This window comes from Carboxydocella sporoproducens DSM 16521 (genome assembly GCF_900167165.1).
Taxonomy (GTDB): domain Bacteria; phylum Bacillota.
This window is the reverse complement of record NZ_FUXM01000004.1, coordinates 41,528-58,124: the sequence shown is the minus strand read 5'-3', so window position 1 is coordinate 58,124 and position 16,597 is coordinate 41,528. Positions and strand designations below refer to the sequence as shown.

Here is a 16,597-nt window from a genome sequence, read left to right as displayed (position 1 = left end):
GAGGTGAGGGTTAATGAAAAAATGGGTTTTTCTTCTGGGAATAGTTACCTTTTTATTTGGACTGGTCGGTTGTGGCAATCAAGCAACGGAGGAACAGAAAACTTTGAAGATCGGCTATTTCCCTAATATAACTCACGCACCTGCCATGGTAGGGATTGAAAAAGGATTATTTCAAAAATATATAGGCCGGGATATTAAGATTGAAGAAAGATATTTTAACCATGGTCAGGAATTGCTGGATGCTCTGGCAGTAGGGGAAGTGGACCTGGGCTATGTAGGCCCGGGACCGGTGGAACAACGGAGCAAACAAGGATTAAAGATAAAGGTCCTGGCTGAAGTAACCCGGGGAGGATCGGCTCTGGTGGTGCGACAGGGAGTAGATATCAAGGACATTAAAGACCTGGCCGGTAAAAAAGTCGCTGTCCCGGGTATTGGAAATACCCAGGATCAAATTCTGCGTAAATTATTGACTGATGCAGGACTGAAGTCGACCTATGAAGGCGGGGACGTGGAAATTCGCGCTCAAAAACCTGCAACCATCAGCGGGTTGTTTGTACAAAAACAGCTGGATGCAGCTCTCCTGGCTGAACCCTGGCCCAGTATGCTGGAAGTAAAAGGGCTGGCAAAGGTGATATACCAGGATGAAGGTGTAAGTGCTGTTATGGTAACTACTCCCGAAAAATATCAAGCCAAACAAGCTTTGATAGATAATTTTGTTAAAGGACATCAAGAAGCTGTGAAGGCAATCAAAAATATGCCGCCGCAAGAAACTGTTCAGCTGGTGGGGCGAAAAATCAAGGAAATAACTGGCTCGGAATTGCCTCCTGATATTTTGCAAAAAGCACTTAAAAAGCTAAACTTCGAGGACTGATGGTCTAACCATTAGTCCTCTTCTCTTTTTTGCCCCATGTATACCATATACTTTCTTGACCTGGACCATTATTAAAGTTATACTTAAACTAATGGTTCAAATAACTCTGGGACCATCATGTTTATGGGGGGACGTGAAGTGTCCCGGCAGGAACCTAATAGTTTGCGGCTTTTTGCGCAAACTAAATTTGATACCCACAACGGGGAGGTGGGGCGTTGGCGCGCATTGTCGAAGCCTATATTGGTGAATATGCCAGTGGCAAATCGGAAAACGCCGTTAACCGGGCTCTGGAGCTGGCGGCTCTGGGACGGCAGGTGACACTGGTGGACCTTGATCTGGTAGAGCCCTTTTATACTTTACGCCCCATTAAACAGGAGCTAAAAGAGCAGCAAGTGGATGTAATCGCCTGGGATACTGCCGAAACTATGGGTCTGGGCGAGGCTGGCTCGGTGATAAAACCGGAAATGCGCTGGGCTCTCTGGCGGCCGGGAGATATTATCCTGGACATCGGTTATGGGGTGGAGGGGGCCAAAACCCTGAATCTGGTGGAAGGGGCCCGGGAAAGCGAGGAGCTGCAAGTACTGGCTGTGATCAATGCCAGTCGACCCATGACTGCTGCGGTAGCCGATATCGTTCAGCATGTCCGGGAAATGGGAACTGTTCATGGCTTGATCAATAATACCCATCTGGGGGATGAAACCACCCTGGAAGTGATCGTAGAAGGTTTACGGCTGGTGGCTGAGGCAGCTGAAATTCTGGGTATGCCCATTGTTGCTACTTCAGTAGACGAGAAATTTCGCTCTGCTTTTCCGGAAGGCAGAGACCCTCTGGGAAACCCCGTGCGTTTTTTGCGAAGACTGATGCCGAAAGCCATGTGGTAAGGGTATAAACCCGCCCGTGGAGAAGTATACAGGAGGTGTAGGTTACATGGCTGAAAAGCCCATTCAAGGGGAGAAGAAAGCATTTATGACCGGTAATGAGGTCATCGCCTGGGCGGCCGTAGCTGCCAAAGCTGACATCATGTATGGTTACCCCATTACTCCCCAGAACGAAATCATGCATTACTGGACTCGTCTTGCTCCCAAGTATGACAAGAAATTCCTCCAAACTGAAGACGAATTATCTGCCGGTTTTACTACCATTGGCGGCGTGCTGGCGGGGAAAAAAGCCTTTACCGCTACTGCAGGCCCTGGTAATGTGTTGATGCAGGAACCCATGGCCATGGCAGAAATGATGCGCATTCCCACTGTCCTGATTGTCCAGCAGCGGGGTGGCCCGTCTACAGCTACCGTTATCTACTCCCAGCAGGAAGTCACTCTGACTACATATGGTGGTAACGGAGAAGGCTTCCGGATTGTATATGCTCCTGCCACTCACCAGGAGCTGTTCGACTACACCATCAAGGCCTTCAATACTGCCTGGACCTATCGCTGGCCCACCTTTGTGCTGGGGGATGGCTACCAGGCCAAGATGCGGGAATCAGTAGTTCTCTATGATCCCGAAGAAAGAGGTATCAAGCTGGTTGAACCCTATCCGTTTGTAGGTAAGGAAGGTTCCATCGGAGTTGACCGGCAGCCCAATCATATGCGCAATACCTACAACACCGAAGAAGAATTGTATGAAATCGTCATGAGCTATGCTGAGGAGTACAACCGGGTAGCACCGGAAATCATCGAATATGATGCCCGCGATTGTGAAGATGCCGATCTGGTCATCGTCTCCGCTGGCGTAGTTTCCCGGGCCGCTCTAGGGGCTTACCAGGCCCTGCGGACTGCCGGGTATAAAGTTGGATATTTCCGGCCCATCACCCTGCGGCCTTTCCCGGAGCAGCAACTGAAAGAAGTAGCTGCCAAAACCGGCAAGCTGCTGGTAGTGGAATCCGCTCTGGGTCAGCTGGATAAGCTGGTCAAGCAGGCTATTTATGGTATCAATACTCCCATTGAAGGCCTGTTCAAACCCGGTGTGGGCATTACTGCTGAAGAAGTGGAAGAAAAAGTAAAATCTTTGCTTTAGGATCGGGTAGATAACGGAAGGAGGTTAAGCCATGTCCGTGGAATTGTTGCGTATGCCTAAATGCTGGCGGAAAGAATCCAAACCCCACAAGTTTTGCCCCGGTTGCGGTCACGGTGATGTGTTAAAGGCTCTGGGGGAAGCTATTGATGAACTGGGGATTCAGGATAGAGTAGTTTTCGGTTGTGATATCGGTTGCTCCCTGCTGGCCTGGGACTTTTTTGATGTAGATAGTGTACAGACCCACCATGGCCGGACAACTCCGGTGATGACCGGGATCAAACGGGCCCGCCCCGACCGGATTGTAGTTGCTTATATGGGGGATGGTGGCGGTTATGCCATCGGTTCTCAGCACCTTTTCAATGCTGCTGCTCGCAACGAAAATGTAACTGTTATCCTGGTCAACAACACCAACTACGGTATGACCGGTGGTCAGATGGCTCCTACTACCCTGCCGGGCCAGAAAACTGAAACTTCTCCATACGGTCGCGATGTAGAAACTATGGGTTATCCCACCCAGGGGCCGGAAGCGGTAGCCGCCATTACCCAGGATGGAGCCTATGTGGCCAGGGGCACAGTAGCCAATATGCGGCAGCTGAAGGGCTTCATCAAGAAAGCTCTGCAAAACCAGATGGAAGGCAATGGTTTCTCCTTTGTGGAAGCTCTCTCTGGCTGTCCCACCAACTGGCGGACCAATGCCCGGGATACCTGGAACTTTATTGAAAAGGAAATGACCAAGTACTTCAAAGTAGGGGAAATCAAGACCCCGGCACAGAAGGAGGGCTAAGAATATGTCCAGCAAACTGGTGAAAATCGCTCTGGCCGGTGAAGGGGGCCAGGGGGTTCAATCCGTAGCGGAAATTATCGCTGAGGCCGCCAACCAGGCCGGGCGGGAAGCCCTCTATATTCCCAACTTCGGCGTGGAGCAACGGGGTGGCGTATCCATTGCCTTTTTGCAGATCGATGATGAAAAAATTGCTGCACCCAAATTCGTTAAAGGTGATATCGTAGTGGCTTTGAGCGACCGGGCAGTAGTTCGCACTCAGCAATATGTAGGGCCTAATACCCTGTTTGTTTATGATACATCTATCGAAGAGGTAGAAGAATACCTCCCTAAAAATGCTAAGAAAGTCATGGGCATTCCGGCTCTGGAAATTTCCAAAAACGAGTTGCACCCCCGGGTTTTCAATATCCTTATTATGGGTGCAGTTATCGGGGCAACCGGGGTGGTAACTTTAGAACAGGCTAAAAATGCTATTGAAAAGAAACTCGGTTACAAGTTTGAACAAAACCCCAAACTGAGAGACTTGAACTTCGCTGCCCTGGAGAAGGGCTATGCCCTGGCCCAGCAGGCTTAACCGAGGAGGGAAAAAACAGTGGACTACTTGAAGAAGGTTGAAATCCACGAGGGACAAAAAGGGCAGTGGGCCATTTTTCCGCGCCTTTGCAAAGGCTGTGGGTTGTGCATCGAAAAATGCCCGGTTTCCTGTATTTCCTGGTCCAAAACCCTGGGTGTATATGGGACTCCGGCCGTAGTGGCTGATATGGAAAAATGCATCCTCTGCGGCATTTGTCAGACCGTATGTCCTGATTGTGCCCTGTCAGTGGAAAAGAAAAAATAGGACGAAAAGCGAAAATCGCCCCCTGTGCAGGGGCGATTTTTATATTCTCCGGCAGGAGAGAAATATCAATAAAAATATTGACAAATTTATCAATCAAACATACAATATTTTCAGGAAGTCTATTATGAAAGGGGCTGATATTATGTTTGAAAAAATCACCGTAAGCAGGGTGTTAAATTCTCTAGTGCCAATTTCCAGGTTTAATAAAGGGGAGGCTAATAAAATCTTTGAAGAGGTCAGGGAAACGGGATTTAAGATTGTGGTGAAAAATAACACTCCGGCATGCGTGCTTTTAAAGCCTGAGCTGTATGAACAAATGCTTGAAGCTATAGAGGAGTACCGTCTGTTGCTGGAAGCCGAAAGGCGTATGGAAAAAGCCAAAGAGGATGATTTTATCCCTCAGGAAAAAGTTTTATCTGATCTTGGTATAATTAGCACGGATTTAGAAAATGTAGATGTGGAGATAGAATAACTATGTGGCAGGTAGAATACTTGAAAGAAGCAATCAAGGACTTGATGCGCCTTGACCACAGCCAGCGCTTACAGGTGCTTGGCCTTCGAGTGGTATATAAGCTGGTAAGAGAAAAAGAGGTTATGAAGATTATTATTATTTCTGCCAGGGCAGATGATGAGGTTTACTTACTGGCACAGAAAAGAATAGACAAATAAAGGGACAGTAGTATAGCTTACTACTGTCCCTTTCAATCTTCAACCTCGAACTTCGAACGTCCTTAATCATGGAGAACTTATAGGGCAGCTTACGACCATCCATACGAGGATGTCGTATTTACAGTTATATTATAAGCTGTTTTTCGATAAGCGTAAAGATGGCGAAAAAAGAAATAATATTCAGGCAGGAAGGAAAAACTGCAGCTGATGGCGAATTTAACAGGAAATAGATACAGAAAGGGGTAGGCGGCTTGAAAAAACTCTTCATACTGGATACCAATGTTTTGCTGCATGATCCGCAATCCCTGTTTCGCTTTCAGGAGCATGAGGTGGTTTTACCCCTGCTGGTGATTGAGGAGCTGGATGAACAGAAAAGACGCATGGATGAGGTGGGGCGCAATGCCCGGCGGGTTGCCAAAGCTCTGGATCAGCTGCGCCAATCCGGTAAATTGCATGAAGGCATTCCCACTCCTGGTGGAGGCTTCCTGCGGGTGGAACTGGCCATCGATTTGCCCAAAATCCCGGAAATCAAAAGCCACAAAGCGGATAACTCCATCCTGGCTCTGGCCAAAATGTATGCTGACAAATATCCGGAACGGGAAGTTACCCTGGTGACCAAGGATATTTACCTGCGCATCAAGGCTGATGCCCTGGGCATCAAGACCGAGGATTACAAAACCGACCGGGTCAATGTGGAAGAGATGTACTCCGGTACCACTACCCTTAAGGTAGCAGGAGACCAGATTGATCGGTTCTATCAGGAGGGACAGCTGGTTGATTTCACCGGCGGGGAGCTGGTTGCCAACCAGTTTGTTACCTTGCTCTGTGAAGAGACGGGACAGTCTGCTCTGGGACGGTTTGACCATAGCAAAAAGGCGATTGTGCCTTTGCGCTATGGCAACAAAGATGCTTTTGGCATCAGAGCCCGTAACAAGGAACAGCGTTTTGCCATGGAATTGCTGTTTGATCCTAACATCAAACTGGTGACTCTGGTAGGCCAGGCCGGAACCGGTAAGACCCTGCTGGCTGTTGCCGCCGGTCTGGAACAGGTGGTAGAAACAGAGGATTACAAAAAATTGCTGGTAACCCGGCCCATCGTGCCCCTGGGCAATGATATCGGTTTTCTGCCCGGGGAGAAGGATGAGAAACTGCGTCCCTGGATGAGTCCCATTTATGATAATATCGAATATATACTGAGTGGAGTCAAAGAAGGCAAAAAGGAAAAGGACAGCAAACCTACCAGTATTGAAACCACTTTGCGCTATTTCAAGGAAAGGGGCCAGCTGGAGCTGGAAGCCATAACCTATATTCGGGGCCGCAGCATCCCTCATCAGTTTGTTATTGTGGATGAGGCCCAGAACCTGACCCCTCATGAAGTTAAAACCATTTTGACAAGGGTGGGAGAAGGTACTAAAATAGTCTTAACCGGTGATCCATTCCAGGTGGATCATCCTTATCTGGATTCCAATAGCAATGGCCTCACTTTTGTGGCCGAAAAATTCAAGGACCAGCCTATCGCCGGCCATGTGGTCTTCACCAAAGGGGAAAGGTCAGAGCTGGCTGAGCTGGCGGCAACCATAATTTAACTTATGTTCCGAGTCAAAGGACCTACAGGCTGTTTGCCCAAGGCCTTTGGCCAGAGCCATGCTTGAGGCTCGAGGGTAAAGGGGGAAACCCTTTTGCCTCCCGGTGGAAAGGAACAGTCTGCTGTGGATGGAAGGAAAACAGTCGGCTGACACCGGGAAGCCGGCTGTTTTATTTTGATCACAGGAGGGAGAAAGATGGACAAGGTAGAAAAATTGCGGCAATTATTAAAAGAAGCTGCGCCTGAAGGCAGAATCACCTGTGCCCAGGCCTGGGCTCTGGCGGAAGAGCTGGGCGTAGAAAAGGGACTGGTGGGGAAAATATGCAATGAACTGGGAATTCGTATTAAGGCCTGTCAGCTGGGCTGTTTCTAGGAGGTTTATATGGCTGAGTTCGGGAAGGTAATCACTGTGCCAGAGGCACTGGCCAGATTGGAACAACATTTGCAGGACTTTCGCCCTCGCCCGGAACGGGTGCCCCTGCTGGCAGCCCGGGGCCGGGTGCTGGCAGAAAAGGTAGTCAGTCCGACGGCAGTGCCGGGGTTTTACCGTTCTACCGTGGATGGTTATGCGGTGCGGGGAGCGGATACCTTCGGGGCTACGGAGGATTTGCCGGTCTTTTTGCCCCTGTTGGGGGAGGTCTTGATGGGACAGGCCCCTCCCGGGCCCCTGCCGCCCGGCAGTGCCATGGCCATCAGCACCGGTGGCATGTTACCTGAGGGGGCGGATGCCATTGTGATGCTGGAATATACGGAAATGGCACCGGGAATGGTGGCGGTACTGAAACCGGTAGCGCCGGGGGAAAATGTGGTGCGGCCGGGGGAGGATGTGACTCCTGGTCAGGAGGTATTGCCGGCGGGACGGCGCCTGCGGGCCCAGGATCTGGGGCTGTTGGCCGGGCTGGGCATCACCGAGGTTACGGTAGCGGTCAAACCCCGGGTAGCTCTGATTTCCACCGGAGACGAGATTGTGGCTCCTGAACAGGAACCGGGACCGGGCCAGGTGCGGGATATGAATTCCTATACCCTATATGCCCTGGTGGACGAACTGGGGGGTGAACCCCGGCTGTATGGTGTTATCCGGGACCAGAAAGAGCAGTTGCTGGCGGTGGCCCGCCAGGCCCTGGAGGAAAATGATGTGCTGATCGTTTCCGGGGGCAGTTCGGTGGGAACCAGGGATGCTACCGGGGAAGTGCTGGCCTCCCTGGGGGAACCGGGGGTATTTGTGCACGGCATCTCGGTGCGGCCGGGCAAGCCCACTATTCTGGCCCGCTGTGGCCAGAAACTGGCGGTGGGTTTACCCGGACATCCGGTTTCGGCGATGGTGACTTTTGACCTGTTCCTGCGCCCCATTTTACGGGCTCTGCTGGGGCTACCCGCTCCTGCTCCCTACCGGGACCGGGAAGGCAGACTGACAGTCACTGCCCGGCTGGAGCGGAATGTCCTCTCCGGTCCGGCCCGGGAGGATCATGTGCGCTGTGCCCTGGAGTGGCGGGAGGGGGAATTGTGGGCAGTCCCCATTCTGGGCAAATCCAGCCTATTATCCACCATGGTCAAAGCCGATGGCATTTTGCGCATTCCTCTGGAACAGGATGGCATCAGTGCCGGGGAACTGGTCAGTATCGGCTTGTTTGAGGAGGGTTAAATTTGGGCAAGAAAGTCTATCTGGATAATTTACCGCGGCAGGAAACCCTGGCCAATTATCTGAGCCAGCTGGAGCAGGCAGGGGTAAGACCGCTGCTTCCAGAGCGGCTGGCGGTAGAACAGGCCCTGGGCCGGACGGTAGCCAGGGCCATTCGGGCCCAGCTGGCCAATCCCCATTATCCGGCTTCAGCTATGGATGGGTATGCGGTCAGAGCGGAAACCACCTTTGGGGCCAGCGAGACCAAACCGGCCCGGCTCCTGGTGGGGTCGGAGGCGGTTTATGTGGATACCGGGGATGTGATTCCCGCCGGTTATGATGCAGTGGTAATGATTGAACAGGCGACTCCCCGGGGAGAGTATGTGGAAATCAATGGGGCGGCTGCGCCCTGGCAGCACATACGCCTGGTAGGGGAGGATATTGCTGCCGGTGAAGTGCTGGCCTGGCCGGGGGATCGCATTACTCCATATCTGGCGGCGGCTTTGCTGGCTGCCAATGTAACTGAGGTAGAAGTACGGGCCCGGCCCCGGGTGGCCGTCTTCCCCACCGGTACGGAACTGGTGGAACCAGGGAGTAAAGTGAAGCCTGGGGATATCCTGGAATTCAATTCCCGTTTGCTGGCCGGTTTGATCGAGGAATGGGATGCAGTGGCAGAACGGCAACCCGCTCTGCCTGACGACTATGAGCTGCTCAAGGCCAGGGTGGCGGAAGCGGCAGCAAACTATGACCTGGTAGTCATCAATGCCGGCTCTTCTGCCGGTTCCGAGGATTTTACCGCCCGGGTGATTGCGGAACTGGGCACCCTGGTCAGTCACGGGGTAGCCATCAAGCCCGGCAAACCGGTGATTCTGGGCGAGGTTCAGGGTAAGCCGGTGATCGGTCTGCCCGGTTATCCCGTATCCGCGGCCCTTACCTGTGAACTTTTCGTGAAACCGGTGCTGGAACTGCTGCGGGGCGGGCAGTTGCCAGGGCGGGCGACGGCCCGGGCCCGCCTGGTCCGCAAGGTGGTATCTCCCCTGGGCCAGGAGGAGTTTGTGCGGGTTAAACTGCTGGCCCAGGAAGCGGAGCTGGTCGCTGTGCCCCTGGGCCGGGGAGCAGGAGCCATTTCTTCCCTGGTCCAGGCCGATGGTTTGCTGGTGGTTCCGCGCCTCAGTGAGGGCTTTGAAGCCGGGACGGAAGTGGAAGTCCAGCTTTTCCGCCCCCTGGCGGAAATCCAGGAACAGTGGTGGTTTGGCGGTACTTACTGGCAGCCCTTTGAAGAAAAGTTGCTGGAACTGGCTCAGCAAGGGCAAAAAGTGGGCTATTACCCCACCGGCTCCCAGGCCGGTTTTCTCGCCCTCAGCCGGGGGGAAGTTCATGGAACTCTCTGGGCGGGAGAACAGCCCCCGGCTGCTTTTCCCGCCCGGTTGCTGGGAAAACGGCTGATGGGCTGGGCTTACCGGGAGAGCGAGCCTGGCCCGGAACCGGGCAGGGAGGAGAGTCATCTCCTTAAAGGTGCGGCAGCAGTGATGGCGGGGCTGTGGCCCAGGGCCTGGTGCAGTCAGGAAGTGGCTGAACTTTATCAGTTGCAATTTAAACCGGTACAGGAGGAACAGGTCTGGCTTTTGGTACGGCCGGAAAAGGCCTTCCTGCTGGACCGCTGGGAAGGCGGGACCTGAGATGAAGGACACCTTTGAACGGGAAATTAATTATTTACGCATTTCCATTACTGATCGCTGCAATTTGCGCTGCCTTTACTGCATGCCGGCAGACGGAGTGGAGCTAAAGGAACATGAGGACATTTTGCGCCTGGAGGAAATCACTGAAATAGTGCGAGCCGGGGCGGCAGTAGGTATCAGCAAAATCCGCATTACCGGCGGTGAGCCCCTGGTCCGACGGGGTGTGGTGGAGTTTATCCGCCAGCTCAAGGCTATTCCCGGCATAGACGATATTGCCCTGACCACCAATGGGGTTTTGCTGGCTCCTCTGGCAGCAGAACTGAAAGCTGCCGGGTTAAACCGGGTAAATGTTTCCCTGGATACCCTGCGCTCTGACCGGTTTCGGGAACTGACCAGGGGGGGACAAATTGAAAAAGTCTGGGAGGGGCTGGCGGCGGCCCTGGAGCATGGTCTCACTCCTGTGAAGCTCAATATGGTAGTCATGCGCGGCTTCAATGATGATGAATTGTTTGATTTTGTGGAACTAACCAGGGAGCGGGAATTGCACGTCCGCTTTATCGAGCTGATGCCTATTGGCACGGCCGATGCCTGGGCCCATCAGCGCCGTCTGACGATGGAAGAGATTCTTTTGCAGCTGGGCCGTCGCTATACCTTAGAACCAGGGCCCAGGGTTGCCGGCTGGGGACCGGCTCGCTATTATCAGGTGCCGGGTTACCGGGGGACGGTGGGATTTATCAGCCCCATCAGCCAGCATTTCTGTGGCACCTGTAACCGTCTGCGCCTGACAGCCGAAGGGATGCTCAGACCTTGCCTCCATGCCAGACGGGAAGTGGATATCAAAACCCCCCTCCGGCAGGGGGCCAGGTTCGAGGAACTGGTGGCAATTTTTCAGGATGTCATCGGCCAGAAGCCCCAGGCCCACAGCATGGGGGAAACGGGCTGGGGTGAAAATGAGCGCAAAATGTTTCAGATAGGAGGGTGAAGCGGTGGAACTGACCCATTTTGATTCCCAGGGCCGGGCGCGTATGGTGGATGTTTCTGCCAAGGAAGTGACCCGGCGGGAGGCGGTAGCCCGCGGGGAAGTACGAATGCACCCCCGGACCCTGGCTTTGATCAAGGAGGGGAAAATGGCCAAGGGGGATGTGCTGGCTGTAGCCCAGGTAGCGGGCATCATGGGTGCCAAGGCTACTGCCAGCCTGATTCCCATGTGTCATCCTCTTTTTATCAGCGGGGCGCGCCTGGATTTTCAGCTGGATGAAAACAATTCCCGGGTGCTGATCGAGGCCCGGGTCAAGACGGCCGGGCAAACGGGAGTGGAGATGGAAGCCCTGACGGCAGTAAGCATTGCGGCTCTGACCATCTATGATATGTGCAAGGCCGTGGACAAGGACATGGTTATCGGCGAAATTCGCCTGGTGGAAAAAACGGGGGGCAAAAGCGGCCACTATCTACGGGAAGGGGAAGAACAATGGGGAAAATAGTAGCAGTGTGTATCAGTGAGAAAAAAGGCATGCGCAAGAAAAATGTGGGTGCCGGGGAACTGGTGCCTGATTTCGGTCTGGCCGGAGATGCCCATGGCGGACCCTGGCACCGCCAGGTTAGCCTGCTGGCTCTGGAGAGCATTGAGAAAATGCGGCAGCTGGGACTGGAGGTAGGCCCCGGAGATTTTGCCGAAAACCTGACCACAGAAGGGATTGACCTGCTCAGCTTGCCGGTGGGCACCAAATTGCGCCTGGGTCCGCAGGCTGTGGCGGAGGTAACCCAGATCGGCAAAGAGTGCCACACCCGTTGCGCTATTTATTATCAGGCGGGGGATTGTGTCATGCCCAAAGAGGGGATTTTTGTCAAAATCCTGACCGGTGGTCCCATCAAGGTAGGGGACCAGGTGGAGGTGCTGCAGGATGGCTAAATTCACCTTTGCGGTGTTGACCGCCTCGGACAAAGGCTCCCGGGGGGAGCGCCAGGATATGAGCGGCCAGGTCATCCGGGAGCTGGTGGAAGAAATCGGCGGAGAACTGGCAGAATATCTGGTGATTCCCGATGAGCTGGAAGTAATTAAGGAAAAACTGCTCTGGCTGGTGGATGAACGAGGAGTGGATCTTATCCTTACCACCGGTGGCACCGGGCTGGGGCCGCGGGATGTTACCCCCGATGCTACCCTGCAGGTAATAGACCGCCTGGTTCCTGGAATTGCAGAAGTGATGCGGATGGAAAGCCTGAAAAAAACCAGCCGGGCCATGCTGTCCCGGGCGGTAGCCGGGCAGCGGAAACGGTCCCTGATCATTAACCTTCCCGGCAGTCCCAAGGCGGTACAGGAATGCCTGGAAGTTATCCTGCCCGCCCTGCCCCATGGGATTGAGATTATGAAGGGACAAACAGGGGAGTGTGCCCGGCAATAAAACAGAGGTGCGAACCTCTGTTTTATTTTTGGGCTTGACAGAACAGATGTTCAAAGATTATAATAGAGCTGAAACGGAACATTTGTTCAGAGGAGGGGTTGCGTTGGAGCCCACTATTCTACTGATTGATATGAATGCCTTTTTTGCCTCGGTTCACCAGGCCCTGGACCCGGGCTTACGGGGTAAGCCGGTGGTGGTATGCGGGGACCGGGAGCAGCGGCGCGGGATTGTGCTGGCAGCATCCTATGAAGCCAAAAAATACGGGGTCAAAACGGGGATGACTGCCTGGGAGGCCCGAACCCTTTTGCCCCATGGTATCTATGTCCGTCCTGACTATGGCCAGTATCTGGCTTTCTCCCGCCGCATCCTGCAAATCATCCGGGAATATTCGCCCCTGGTGGAGCCCTTTTCCATTGATGAAGCCTTTGTTGATCTCAAGGGGTGTGAGGGGTTATTTGGTGATGTTCTTACAGTGGCCCGGGAGATGAAGCGGCGGATTCGGGAGGAAGTAGGAGTGACCTGTTCGGTCGGGATTGGGCCCAATAAGCTGGTAGCCAAAATGGCGGCAGAACTGGAAAAACCCGATGGTTTAACTTTGCTGCGCGGGGAAGATGTGCCCCGGCGGCTTTGGCCCCTGCCGGTGCGGGAGCTTTTTGGCGTGGGTAGCAGAACGGAGCGGAAATTGCAGGCTATGGGCATCAAGACCATCGGTGACCTGGCCAATTTCCCGGTAGAGGTGCTGGAGCGGCGGTTTGGCATCATCGGGCGGGTATTACATATGTCAGCCAATGGCATTGATTACAGCCCGGTCAGTCCGGGGTCCCTGGAAACGGCCAAATCCATTGGCAATCAGATGACTTTGCCCCGGGACTATGCCAGTTACCGGGAGTTGAGGGCAGCGATTCTGGAACTGGCGGAAATGGTAGGGCGGCGGGTACGTCAGGGAGGATATGAAGGCAAAACCGTTTCCCTGACCCTGCGGGATAGTGAACTCCATTTCTATTCCTGGTCGGCCAGCCTCTGGGAATATTCGGATTTGACCGAGGATATTTACCGCCAGGCCTGCACTTTGCTGGAGCGCTACTGGCCGGAAGGGAAAAGGGTACGGCTGGTAGGAGTGGGCCTTTCTAAATTGCGCCCCAAAACCGCCTTGCAGCTGGATGTTTTCGGGGAAAAGCTGAAACTGGAGCGGTTAAACCAGACCTGTGATCTGATTCGGGAACGCTTTGGCCGTTACAGCATCATGCGGGGAGGAACCTTGACTGAGGCGGGGATTCATTATGGACAGAGGGAATAAGCTGTGGGAGGGACATCGCATGTTATTGCCGGAAATGCGGGAACTGGTTATTCACGAACAGGCAGGCAAACCGCCCTGGAAAAGGCTGGAGGAAGCGGACAGGGAAAAAATCAGGGGCCTGTTGCAGCAGGCCTGGCAGGAAGGAAAAGGCATCCGGATCATATATTACTGGCAGGGGCAGGCCAAAGAGTTGCTTTTTTCCTCCTTTCGCCTGCAGGGAGGGGTGCTGGAAGGGGTCACTCCCCAGAGCAGGATACGGCGGCTCAGGGAACGATATATTATTGAAGTACAACTGGTTGATTGGGAATGGTAATTAATGATATAAAAGAGTAATAAACCATGGAAATGGCAAGGTGAATTTGATAAAATACTGCTAAAAAGGTGTAAAAGTAAACACAAAGGAAATAGAAGGAAGGAATAAAATGAAGAAGAAAAATGAAGGTATCAAATGTAATTATTGTGGGGAACTTTTCGGAAAGGTTGCCATCAAGAGGCATCTGGAGAAGTGTGAGGTTAGAAAAGAAAAAACTCAGCCCGGGGAAGAGGTGTATTATTGGGTCCAGGTTCAGGGTTACTATCAGAAAGAATATTGTATGTATTTGGATGTGTCTGCGAAAGCTTCTTTAAAGGATCTGGATCAGTTTTTAAGAGACAGGTGGCTGGAGTGTTGTGGTCATTTGAGCAGATTCAGAATTGAGGGCAAAATTTATGATTCAGACCCTGACCCAGATATCATGTTTGGAAGAAATAAGAGTATGAAAGTGAAGTTGAATGATGTTTTGTATGAAGGACTTGAATTTATACATGAATATGATTTTGGCTCAACTACAGTATTAAAATTAAAGGTAATATCAACAAAGACAGGAGCAAAGCGCAAAGAAAAAGTAATACTAATGGCCCGCAACCTTCCACCTGAGTTTGTTTGTGTAGAGTGTGGGAGACCGGCGGTACAATTGTGCAGTTGCTGTATTTATAAAGAAGATGCCTTTTATTGTACTGAATGTGGCGAGGAACATGAATGTGGTGAGGATATGATGCTACCTGTAGTCAATTCTCCCAGGATGGGGGTTTGCGGTTATTGCGGGGAAAAAGGATGACATTAGGATTTTGTACTGGGTACAGGGAATGATATAATAGCTATTATAGAATGGTAACATGGTAGCATCCTAACAGGGGTGCTTTTTTCTTTACTGGAGGTGTAAGCATTGAACAAAAACCGTCTGGCCATGCTGATACTGGTGTTAACCAACCTGCTCTGGGGCGGTAATTTCGTTTTTGGCAAATTCCTGGTTAAAATGATTCCGCCCTGGACCCTGGCCGCTTTGCGCTGGACAGTAGCTTCCTTGATTTTGCTGCCCTGGGCCTGGTGGCAGGAAAAACTGGCCTGGCCCCAGATAAAAAAATACCAGAAGCATTTACTGTTAATGGGGATAAGCGGGGTATTTTTGTTCAACTCCCTGGTGTATCTGGCCTTGAAATATACTACTCCGACTAATGCAGCTTTGATCAGCAGTGCTAATCCGGTAGTGATCGCTGCCCTGGCCTATTTCCTGTTTCGGGAGAAACTGAACCGCCGCCAGCTGCTGGGGCTGGGCCTGTCCCTCACCGGGGTGGTCTGGGTAGTGAGCCAGGGTTCCTGGCAGCGCTTGACCCGGCTGGGTTTGAACTGGGGCGACCTGACCATGGTGCTGGATTTGTTCATCTGGACAGTCTATATTTTCAGCAGCCGCCAGGTGATGAAGGAAATACCGGTATTGAGTGCCACCGCCTGGAGTACAGCTATTGGAACTGTGTTGCTCTATCCGGTGGCAGGCTGGGAACTGGGGCAAATCAATATCATGGCCCTGCCCTGGCAGCGGCCAGAGGTGATTACTGGCATCCTCTATATCGGGATTTTTGCTTCAGTGCTGGCCTTTATCGGCTGGAATAAGGGAGTACAGGGCCTGGGGCCGGCCCGGGCCGCTGTTTTTCTTAACCTGATACCGGTATTTGCTGCCCTCTTATCCTGGCTGGTCTGGCAGCAGCCCTTGCAACAGGCCCAGCTTATAGGTGGCCTCCTGGTAGCTGGAGGCGTCTATCTTACCAATCGGGGGTGAGGATGATGGCTACATTAATGTTTGTGCTGGCCCATCCGGATGATGAATCCTTTGGGGCCGGTGGCACCATTGCCCGCTATGCCCGGCGGGGACACCGGGTGGTGCTGGTGTGCGCTACCCGCGGGGAAGCGGGTAAATGCGGTGACCCACCTCTTTGTCGCCAGGAAGAATTGGGAGAAGTGCGGGAACGGGAACTGCGGGCAGCGGCTGAGGTGTTAGGAATCAGCCGGGTGGAGTTTTTGGGTTATCGGGATAAGGAGGTACTGCTGGCTAACCCGGCAGAAATTGTGGGGAAAATAGTGCAACTGCTCAAGGAAGAAAGGCCGGAAGCACTGGTGACCTTCGGGCCGGATGGCATCAGCGGCCATGTTGACCACCGGGCCATCAGTCATTTTGCCACCCTGGCTTTCTGGAGCCTGCCGGAGGAAGAGCGGCCGGCCCGTCTCTACTATTATGCCTGGGAGCAGGGAGTGCGGGAACATTTGCAGTTAAGACAGGCTTTGCCTTCTCTGCCGGTTACAACGGTACTGGATGTCGGGGAATGGGTGGAAGTGAAAAAACAGGCTCTGTTATGTCACCGTACCCAGCACCTGTCTCTGGAGCGGGTCTTTTTCAGCCTGACGGAGGAACAGTTGCAGAAAGCCCTATCCAAAGAGGGTTTTCACCGGGTGTGGCCGGTATGGACGGGCGGAGAAAAAGAAAGGGGAATCTTGAACAATAAATAAAAAAATGGTAAAATAAAACAAAAAAA

The 16,597-nt window shown here is 52.8% G+C and carries 21 protein-coding genes and 1 riboswitch; all 21 genes read left to right on the top strand.

What is annotated here, in order from left to right; all coding sequences use genetic code 11:
• Nucleotides 1–13 precede the first annotated feature (13 nt).
• The 21 genes from B5D20_RS02720 (at nucleotide 14) to B5D20_RS02625 (ending at nucleotide 16,571) form a co-directional block, all read left to right on the top strand.
• Complete coding sequence (locus B5D20_RS02720; RefSeq protein ID WP_078664697.1) at nucleotides 14–871, top strand: ABC transporter substrate-binding protein; 858 nt, start codon at nucleotides 14–16, stop codon at nucleotides 869–871.
• 215 nt (nucleotides 872–1,086) lie between these two features.
• Entirely contained in the window at nucleotides 1,087–1,752 is a 666-nt protein-coding gene (locus tag B5D20_RS02715; protein WP_078664696.1) for a hypothetical protein, read from the top strand.
• A 46-nt stretch (nucleotides 1,753–1,798) separates the two neighbouring features.
• Nucleotides 1,799–2,884, top strand: coding sequence for a transketolase C-terminal domain-containing protein (locus B5D20_RS02710; RefSeq protein WP_078664695.1), 1,086 nt, complete (start codon nucleotides 1,799–1,801; stop codon nucleotides 2,882–2,884).
• Nucleotides 2,885–2,915: 31 nt separating this feature from the next.
• The gene (locus B5D20_RS02705; protein WP_078664694.1) at nucleotides 2,916–3,668 is read left to right on the top strand and encodes a thiamine pyrophosphate-dependent enzyme; all 753 of its coding nucleotides are present in this window, start codon (nucleotides 2,916–2,918) and stop codon (nucleotides 3,666–3,668) included.
• 4 nt (nucleotides 3,669–3,672) lie between these two features.
• Nucleotides 3,673–4,239, top strand: a complete 567-nt coding sequence (locus B5D20_RS02700) for a 2-oxoacid:acceptor oxidoreductase family protein (protein ID WP_078664693.1) — start codon at nucleotides 3,673–3,675, stop codon at nucleotides 4,237–4,239.
• A gap of 18 nt (nucleotides 4,240–4,257) precedes the next feature.
• Nucleotides 4,258–4,503 (top strand): 4Fe-4S dicluster domain-containing protein, encoded by a 246-nt coding sequence (locus B5D20_RS02695; protein ID WP_078664692.1) that lies wholly within the window; start codon nucleotides 4,258–4,260, stop codon nucleotides 4,501–4,503.
• A 124-nt stretch (nucleotides 4,504–4,627) separates the two neighbouring features.
• Nucleotides 4,628–4,975: a type II toxin-antitoxin system Phd/YefM family antitoxin gene (locus tag B5D20_RS02690; protein ID WP_242946593.1), complete on the top strand. Its 348-nt coding sequence runs from the start codon at nucleotides 4,628–4,630 to the stop codon at nucleotides 4,973–4,975.
• A 2-nt stretch (nucleotides 4,976–4,977) separates the two neighbouring features.
• Nucleotides 4,978–5,172, top strand: coding sequence for a hypothetical protein (locus tag B5D20_RS02685; protein WP_078664691.1), 195 nt, complete (start codon nucleotides 4,978–4,980; stop codon nucleotides 5,170–5,172).
• Nucleotides 5,173–5,423: 251 nt separating this feature from the next.
• Complete coding sequence (locus B5D20_RS02680; RefSeq protein WP_078664690.1) at nucleotides 5,424–6,758, top strand: PhoH family protein; 1,335 nt, start codon at nucleotides 5,424–5,426, stop codon at nucleotides 6,756–6,758.
• Nucleotides 6,753–6,888: riboswitch (molybdenum cofactor riboswitch) on the top strand. Its footprint overlaps the gene before it by 6 nt.
• Before the next feature lie 65 nt (nucleotides 6,889–6,953).
• Entirely contained in the window at nucleotides 6,954–7,130 is a 177-nt protein-coding gene (locus B5D20_RS13980) for a hypothetical protein (protein WP_174182999.1), read from the top strand.
• A gap of 9 nt (nucleotides 7,131–7,139) precedes the next feature.
• Nucleotides 7,140–8,399, top strand: a complete 1,260-nt coding sequence (locus tag B5D20_RS02675; protein ID WP_078664689.1) for a molybdopterin molybdotransferase MoeA — start codon at nucleotides 7,140–7,142, stop codon at nucleotides 8,397–8,399.
• A gap of 2 nt (nucleotides 8,400–8,401) precedes the next feature.
• Entirely contained in the window at nucleotides 8,402–10,054 is a 1,653-nt protein-coding gene (locus tag B5D20_RS02670) for a molybdopterin-binding protein (protein WP_078664688.1), read from the top strand.
• Between the two features lies 1 nt (nucleotide 10,055).
• The gene (gene moaA / locus B5D20_RS02665; RefSeq protein ID WP_078664687.1) at nucleotides 10,056–11,036 is read left to right on the top strand and encodes a GTP 3',8-cyclase MoaA; all 981 of its coding nucleotides are present in this window, start codon (nucleotides 10,056–10,058) and stop codon (nucleotides 11,034–11,036) included.
• A gap of 43 nt (nucleotides 11,037–11,079) precedes the next feature.
• The gene (moaC, locus tag B5D20_RS02660; RefSeq protein WP_242947935.1) at nucleotides 11,080–11,535 is read left to right on the top strand and encodes a cyclic pyranopterin monophosphate synthase MoaC; all 456 of its coding nucleotides are present in this window, start codon (nucleotides 11,080–11,082) and stop codon (nucleotides 11,533–11,535) included.
• Entirely contained in the window at nucleotides 11,523–11,963 is a 441-nt protein-coding gene (locus tag B5D20_RS02655; protein ID WP_078664685.1) for an MOSC domain-containing protein, read from the top strand. The genes moaC and B5D20_RS02655 overlap by 13 nt, the downstream gene beginning before the upstream one ends.
• Entirely contained in the window at nucleotides 11,956–12,453 is a 498-nt protein-coding gene (locus B5D20_RS02650) for a MogA/MoaB family molybdenum cofactor biosynthesis protein (RefSeq protein ID WP_078664684.1), read from the top strand. Before B5D20_RS02655 ends, B5D20_RS02650 begins: the two co-directional genes overlap by 8 nt.
• A 103-nt stretch (nucleotides 12,454–12,556) precedes the next feature.
• Nucleotides 12,557–13,750 (top strand): DNA polymerase IV, encoded by a 1,194-nt coding sequence (dinB, locus tag B5D20_RS02645; RefSeq protein WP_174182998.1) that lies wholly within the window; start codon nucleotides 12,557–12,559, stop codon nucleotides 13,748–13,750.
• 19 nt (nucleotides 13,751–13,769) lie between these two features.
• Nucleotides 13,770–14,063: a hypothetical protein gene (locus tag B5D20_RS02640; RefSeq protein WP_078664683.1), complete on the top strand. Its 294-nt coding sequence runs from the start codon at nucleotides 13,770–13,772 to the stop codon at nucleotides 14,061–14,063.
• Between the two features lie 109 nt (nucleotides 14,064–14,172).
• Complete coding sequence (locus B5D20_RS02635) at nucleotides 14,173–14,847, top strand: IS1096 element passenger TnpR family protein (RefSeq protein ID WP_078664682.1); 675 nt, start codon at nucleotides 14,173–14,175, stop codon at nucleotides 14,845–14,847.
• Between the two features lie 108 nt (nucleotides 14,848–14,955).
• On the top strand, nucleotides 14,956–15,846 hold the full coding sequence (locus B5D20_RS02630; protein WP_078664681.1) for a DMT family transporter: 891 nt from the start codon (nucleotides 14,956–14,958) through the stop codon (nucleotides 15,844–15,846).
• Between the two features lie 5 nt (nucleotides 15,847–15,851).
• Nucleotides 15,852–16,571 (top strand): PIG-L deacetylase family protein, encoded by a 720-nt coding sequence (locus tag B5D20_RS02625; protein ID WP_159071940.1) that lies wholly within the window; start codon nucleotides 15,852–15,854, stop codon nucleotides 16,569–16,571.
• The last annotated feature ends 26 nt before the right edge of the window (nucleotides 16,572–16,597 follow it).

What these genes read in the sequence shown, in the direction of transcription:
- moaC (WP_242947935.1), top strand. Translation starts at nt 11,080, where the DNA reads ATGGTGGATGTTTCTGCCAAGGAAGTGACCCGGCGGGAGGCGGTAGCC.
- B5D20_RS02720 (WP_078664697.1), top strand. Translation starts at nt 14, where the DNA reads ATGAAAAAATGGGTTTTTCTTCTGGGAATAGTTACCTTTTTATTTGGA.
- B5D20_RS02635 (WP_078664682.1), top strand. Translation starts at nt 14,173, where the DNA reads ATGAAGAAGAAAAATGAAGGTATCAAATGTAATTATTGTGGGGAACTT.
- B5D20_RS02675 (WP_078664689.1), top strand. Translation starts at nt 7,140, where the DNA reads ATGGCTGAGTTCGGGAAGGTAATCACTGTGCCAGAGGCACTGGCCAGA.
- B5D20_RS02685 (WP_078664691.1), top strand. Translation starts at nt 4,978, where the DNA reads ATGTGGCAGGTAGAATACTTGAAAGAAGCAATCAAGGACTTGATGCGC.
- moaA (WP_078664687.1), top strand. Translation starts at nt 10,056, where the DNA reads ATGAAGGACACCTTTGAACGGGAAATTAATTATTTACGCATTTCCATT.
- B5D20_RS02700 (WP_078664693.1), top strand. Translation starts at nt 3,673, where the DNA reads ATGTCCAGCAAACTGGTGAAAATCGCTCTGGCCGGTGAAGGGGGCCAG.
- B5D20_RS02705 (WP_078664694.1), top strand. Translation starts at nt 2,916, where the DNA reads ATGTCCGTGGAATTGTTGCGTATGCCTAAATGCTGGCGGAAAGAATCC.
- B5D20_RS02710 (WP_078664695.1), top strand. Translation starts at nt 1,799, where the DNA reads ATGGCTGAAAAGCCCATTCAAGGGGAGAAGAAAGCATTTATGACCGGT.
- B5D20_RS02650 (WP_078664684.1), top strand. Translation starts at nt 11,956, where the DNA reads ATGGCTAAATTCACCTTTGCGGTGTTGACCGCCTCGGACAAAGGCTCC.
- B5D20_RS13980 (WP_174182999.1), top strand. Translation starts at nt 6,954, where the DNA reads ATGGACAAGGTAGAAAAATTGCGGCAATTATTAAAAGAAGCTGCGCCT.
- B5D20_RS02655 (WP_078664685.1), top strand. Translation starts at nt 11,523, where the DNA reads ATGGGGAAAATAGTAGCAGTGTGTATCAGTGAGAAAAAAGGCATGCGC.
- B5D20_RS02625 (WP_159071940.1), top strand. Translation starts at nt 15,852, where the DNA reads ATGGCTACATTAATGTTTGTGCTGGCCCATCCGGATGATGAATCCTTT.
- B5D20_RS02640 (WP_078664683.1), top strand. Translation starts at nt 13,770, where the DNA reads ATGTTATTGCCGGAAATGCGGGAACTGGTTATTCACGAACAGGCAGGC.
- B5D20_RS02690 (WP_242946593.1), top strand. Translation starts at nt 4,628, where the DNA reads ATGAAAGGGGCTGATATTATGTTTGAAAAAATCACCGTAAGCAGGGTG.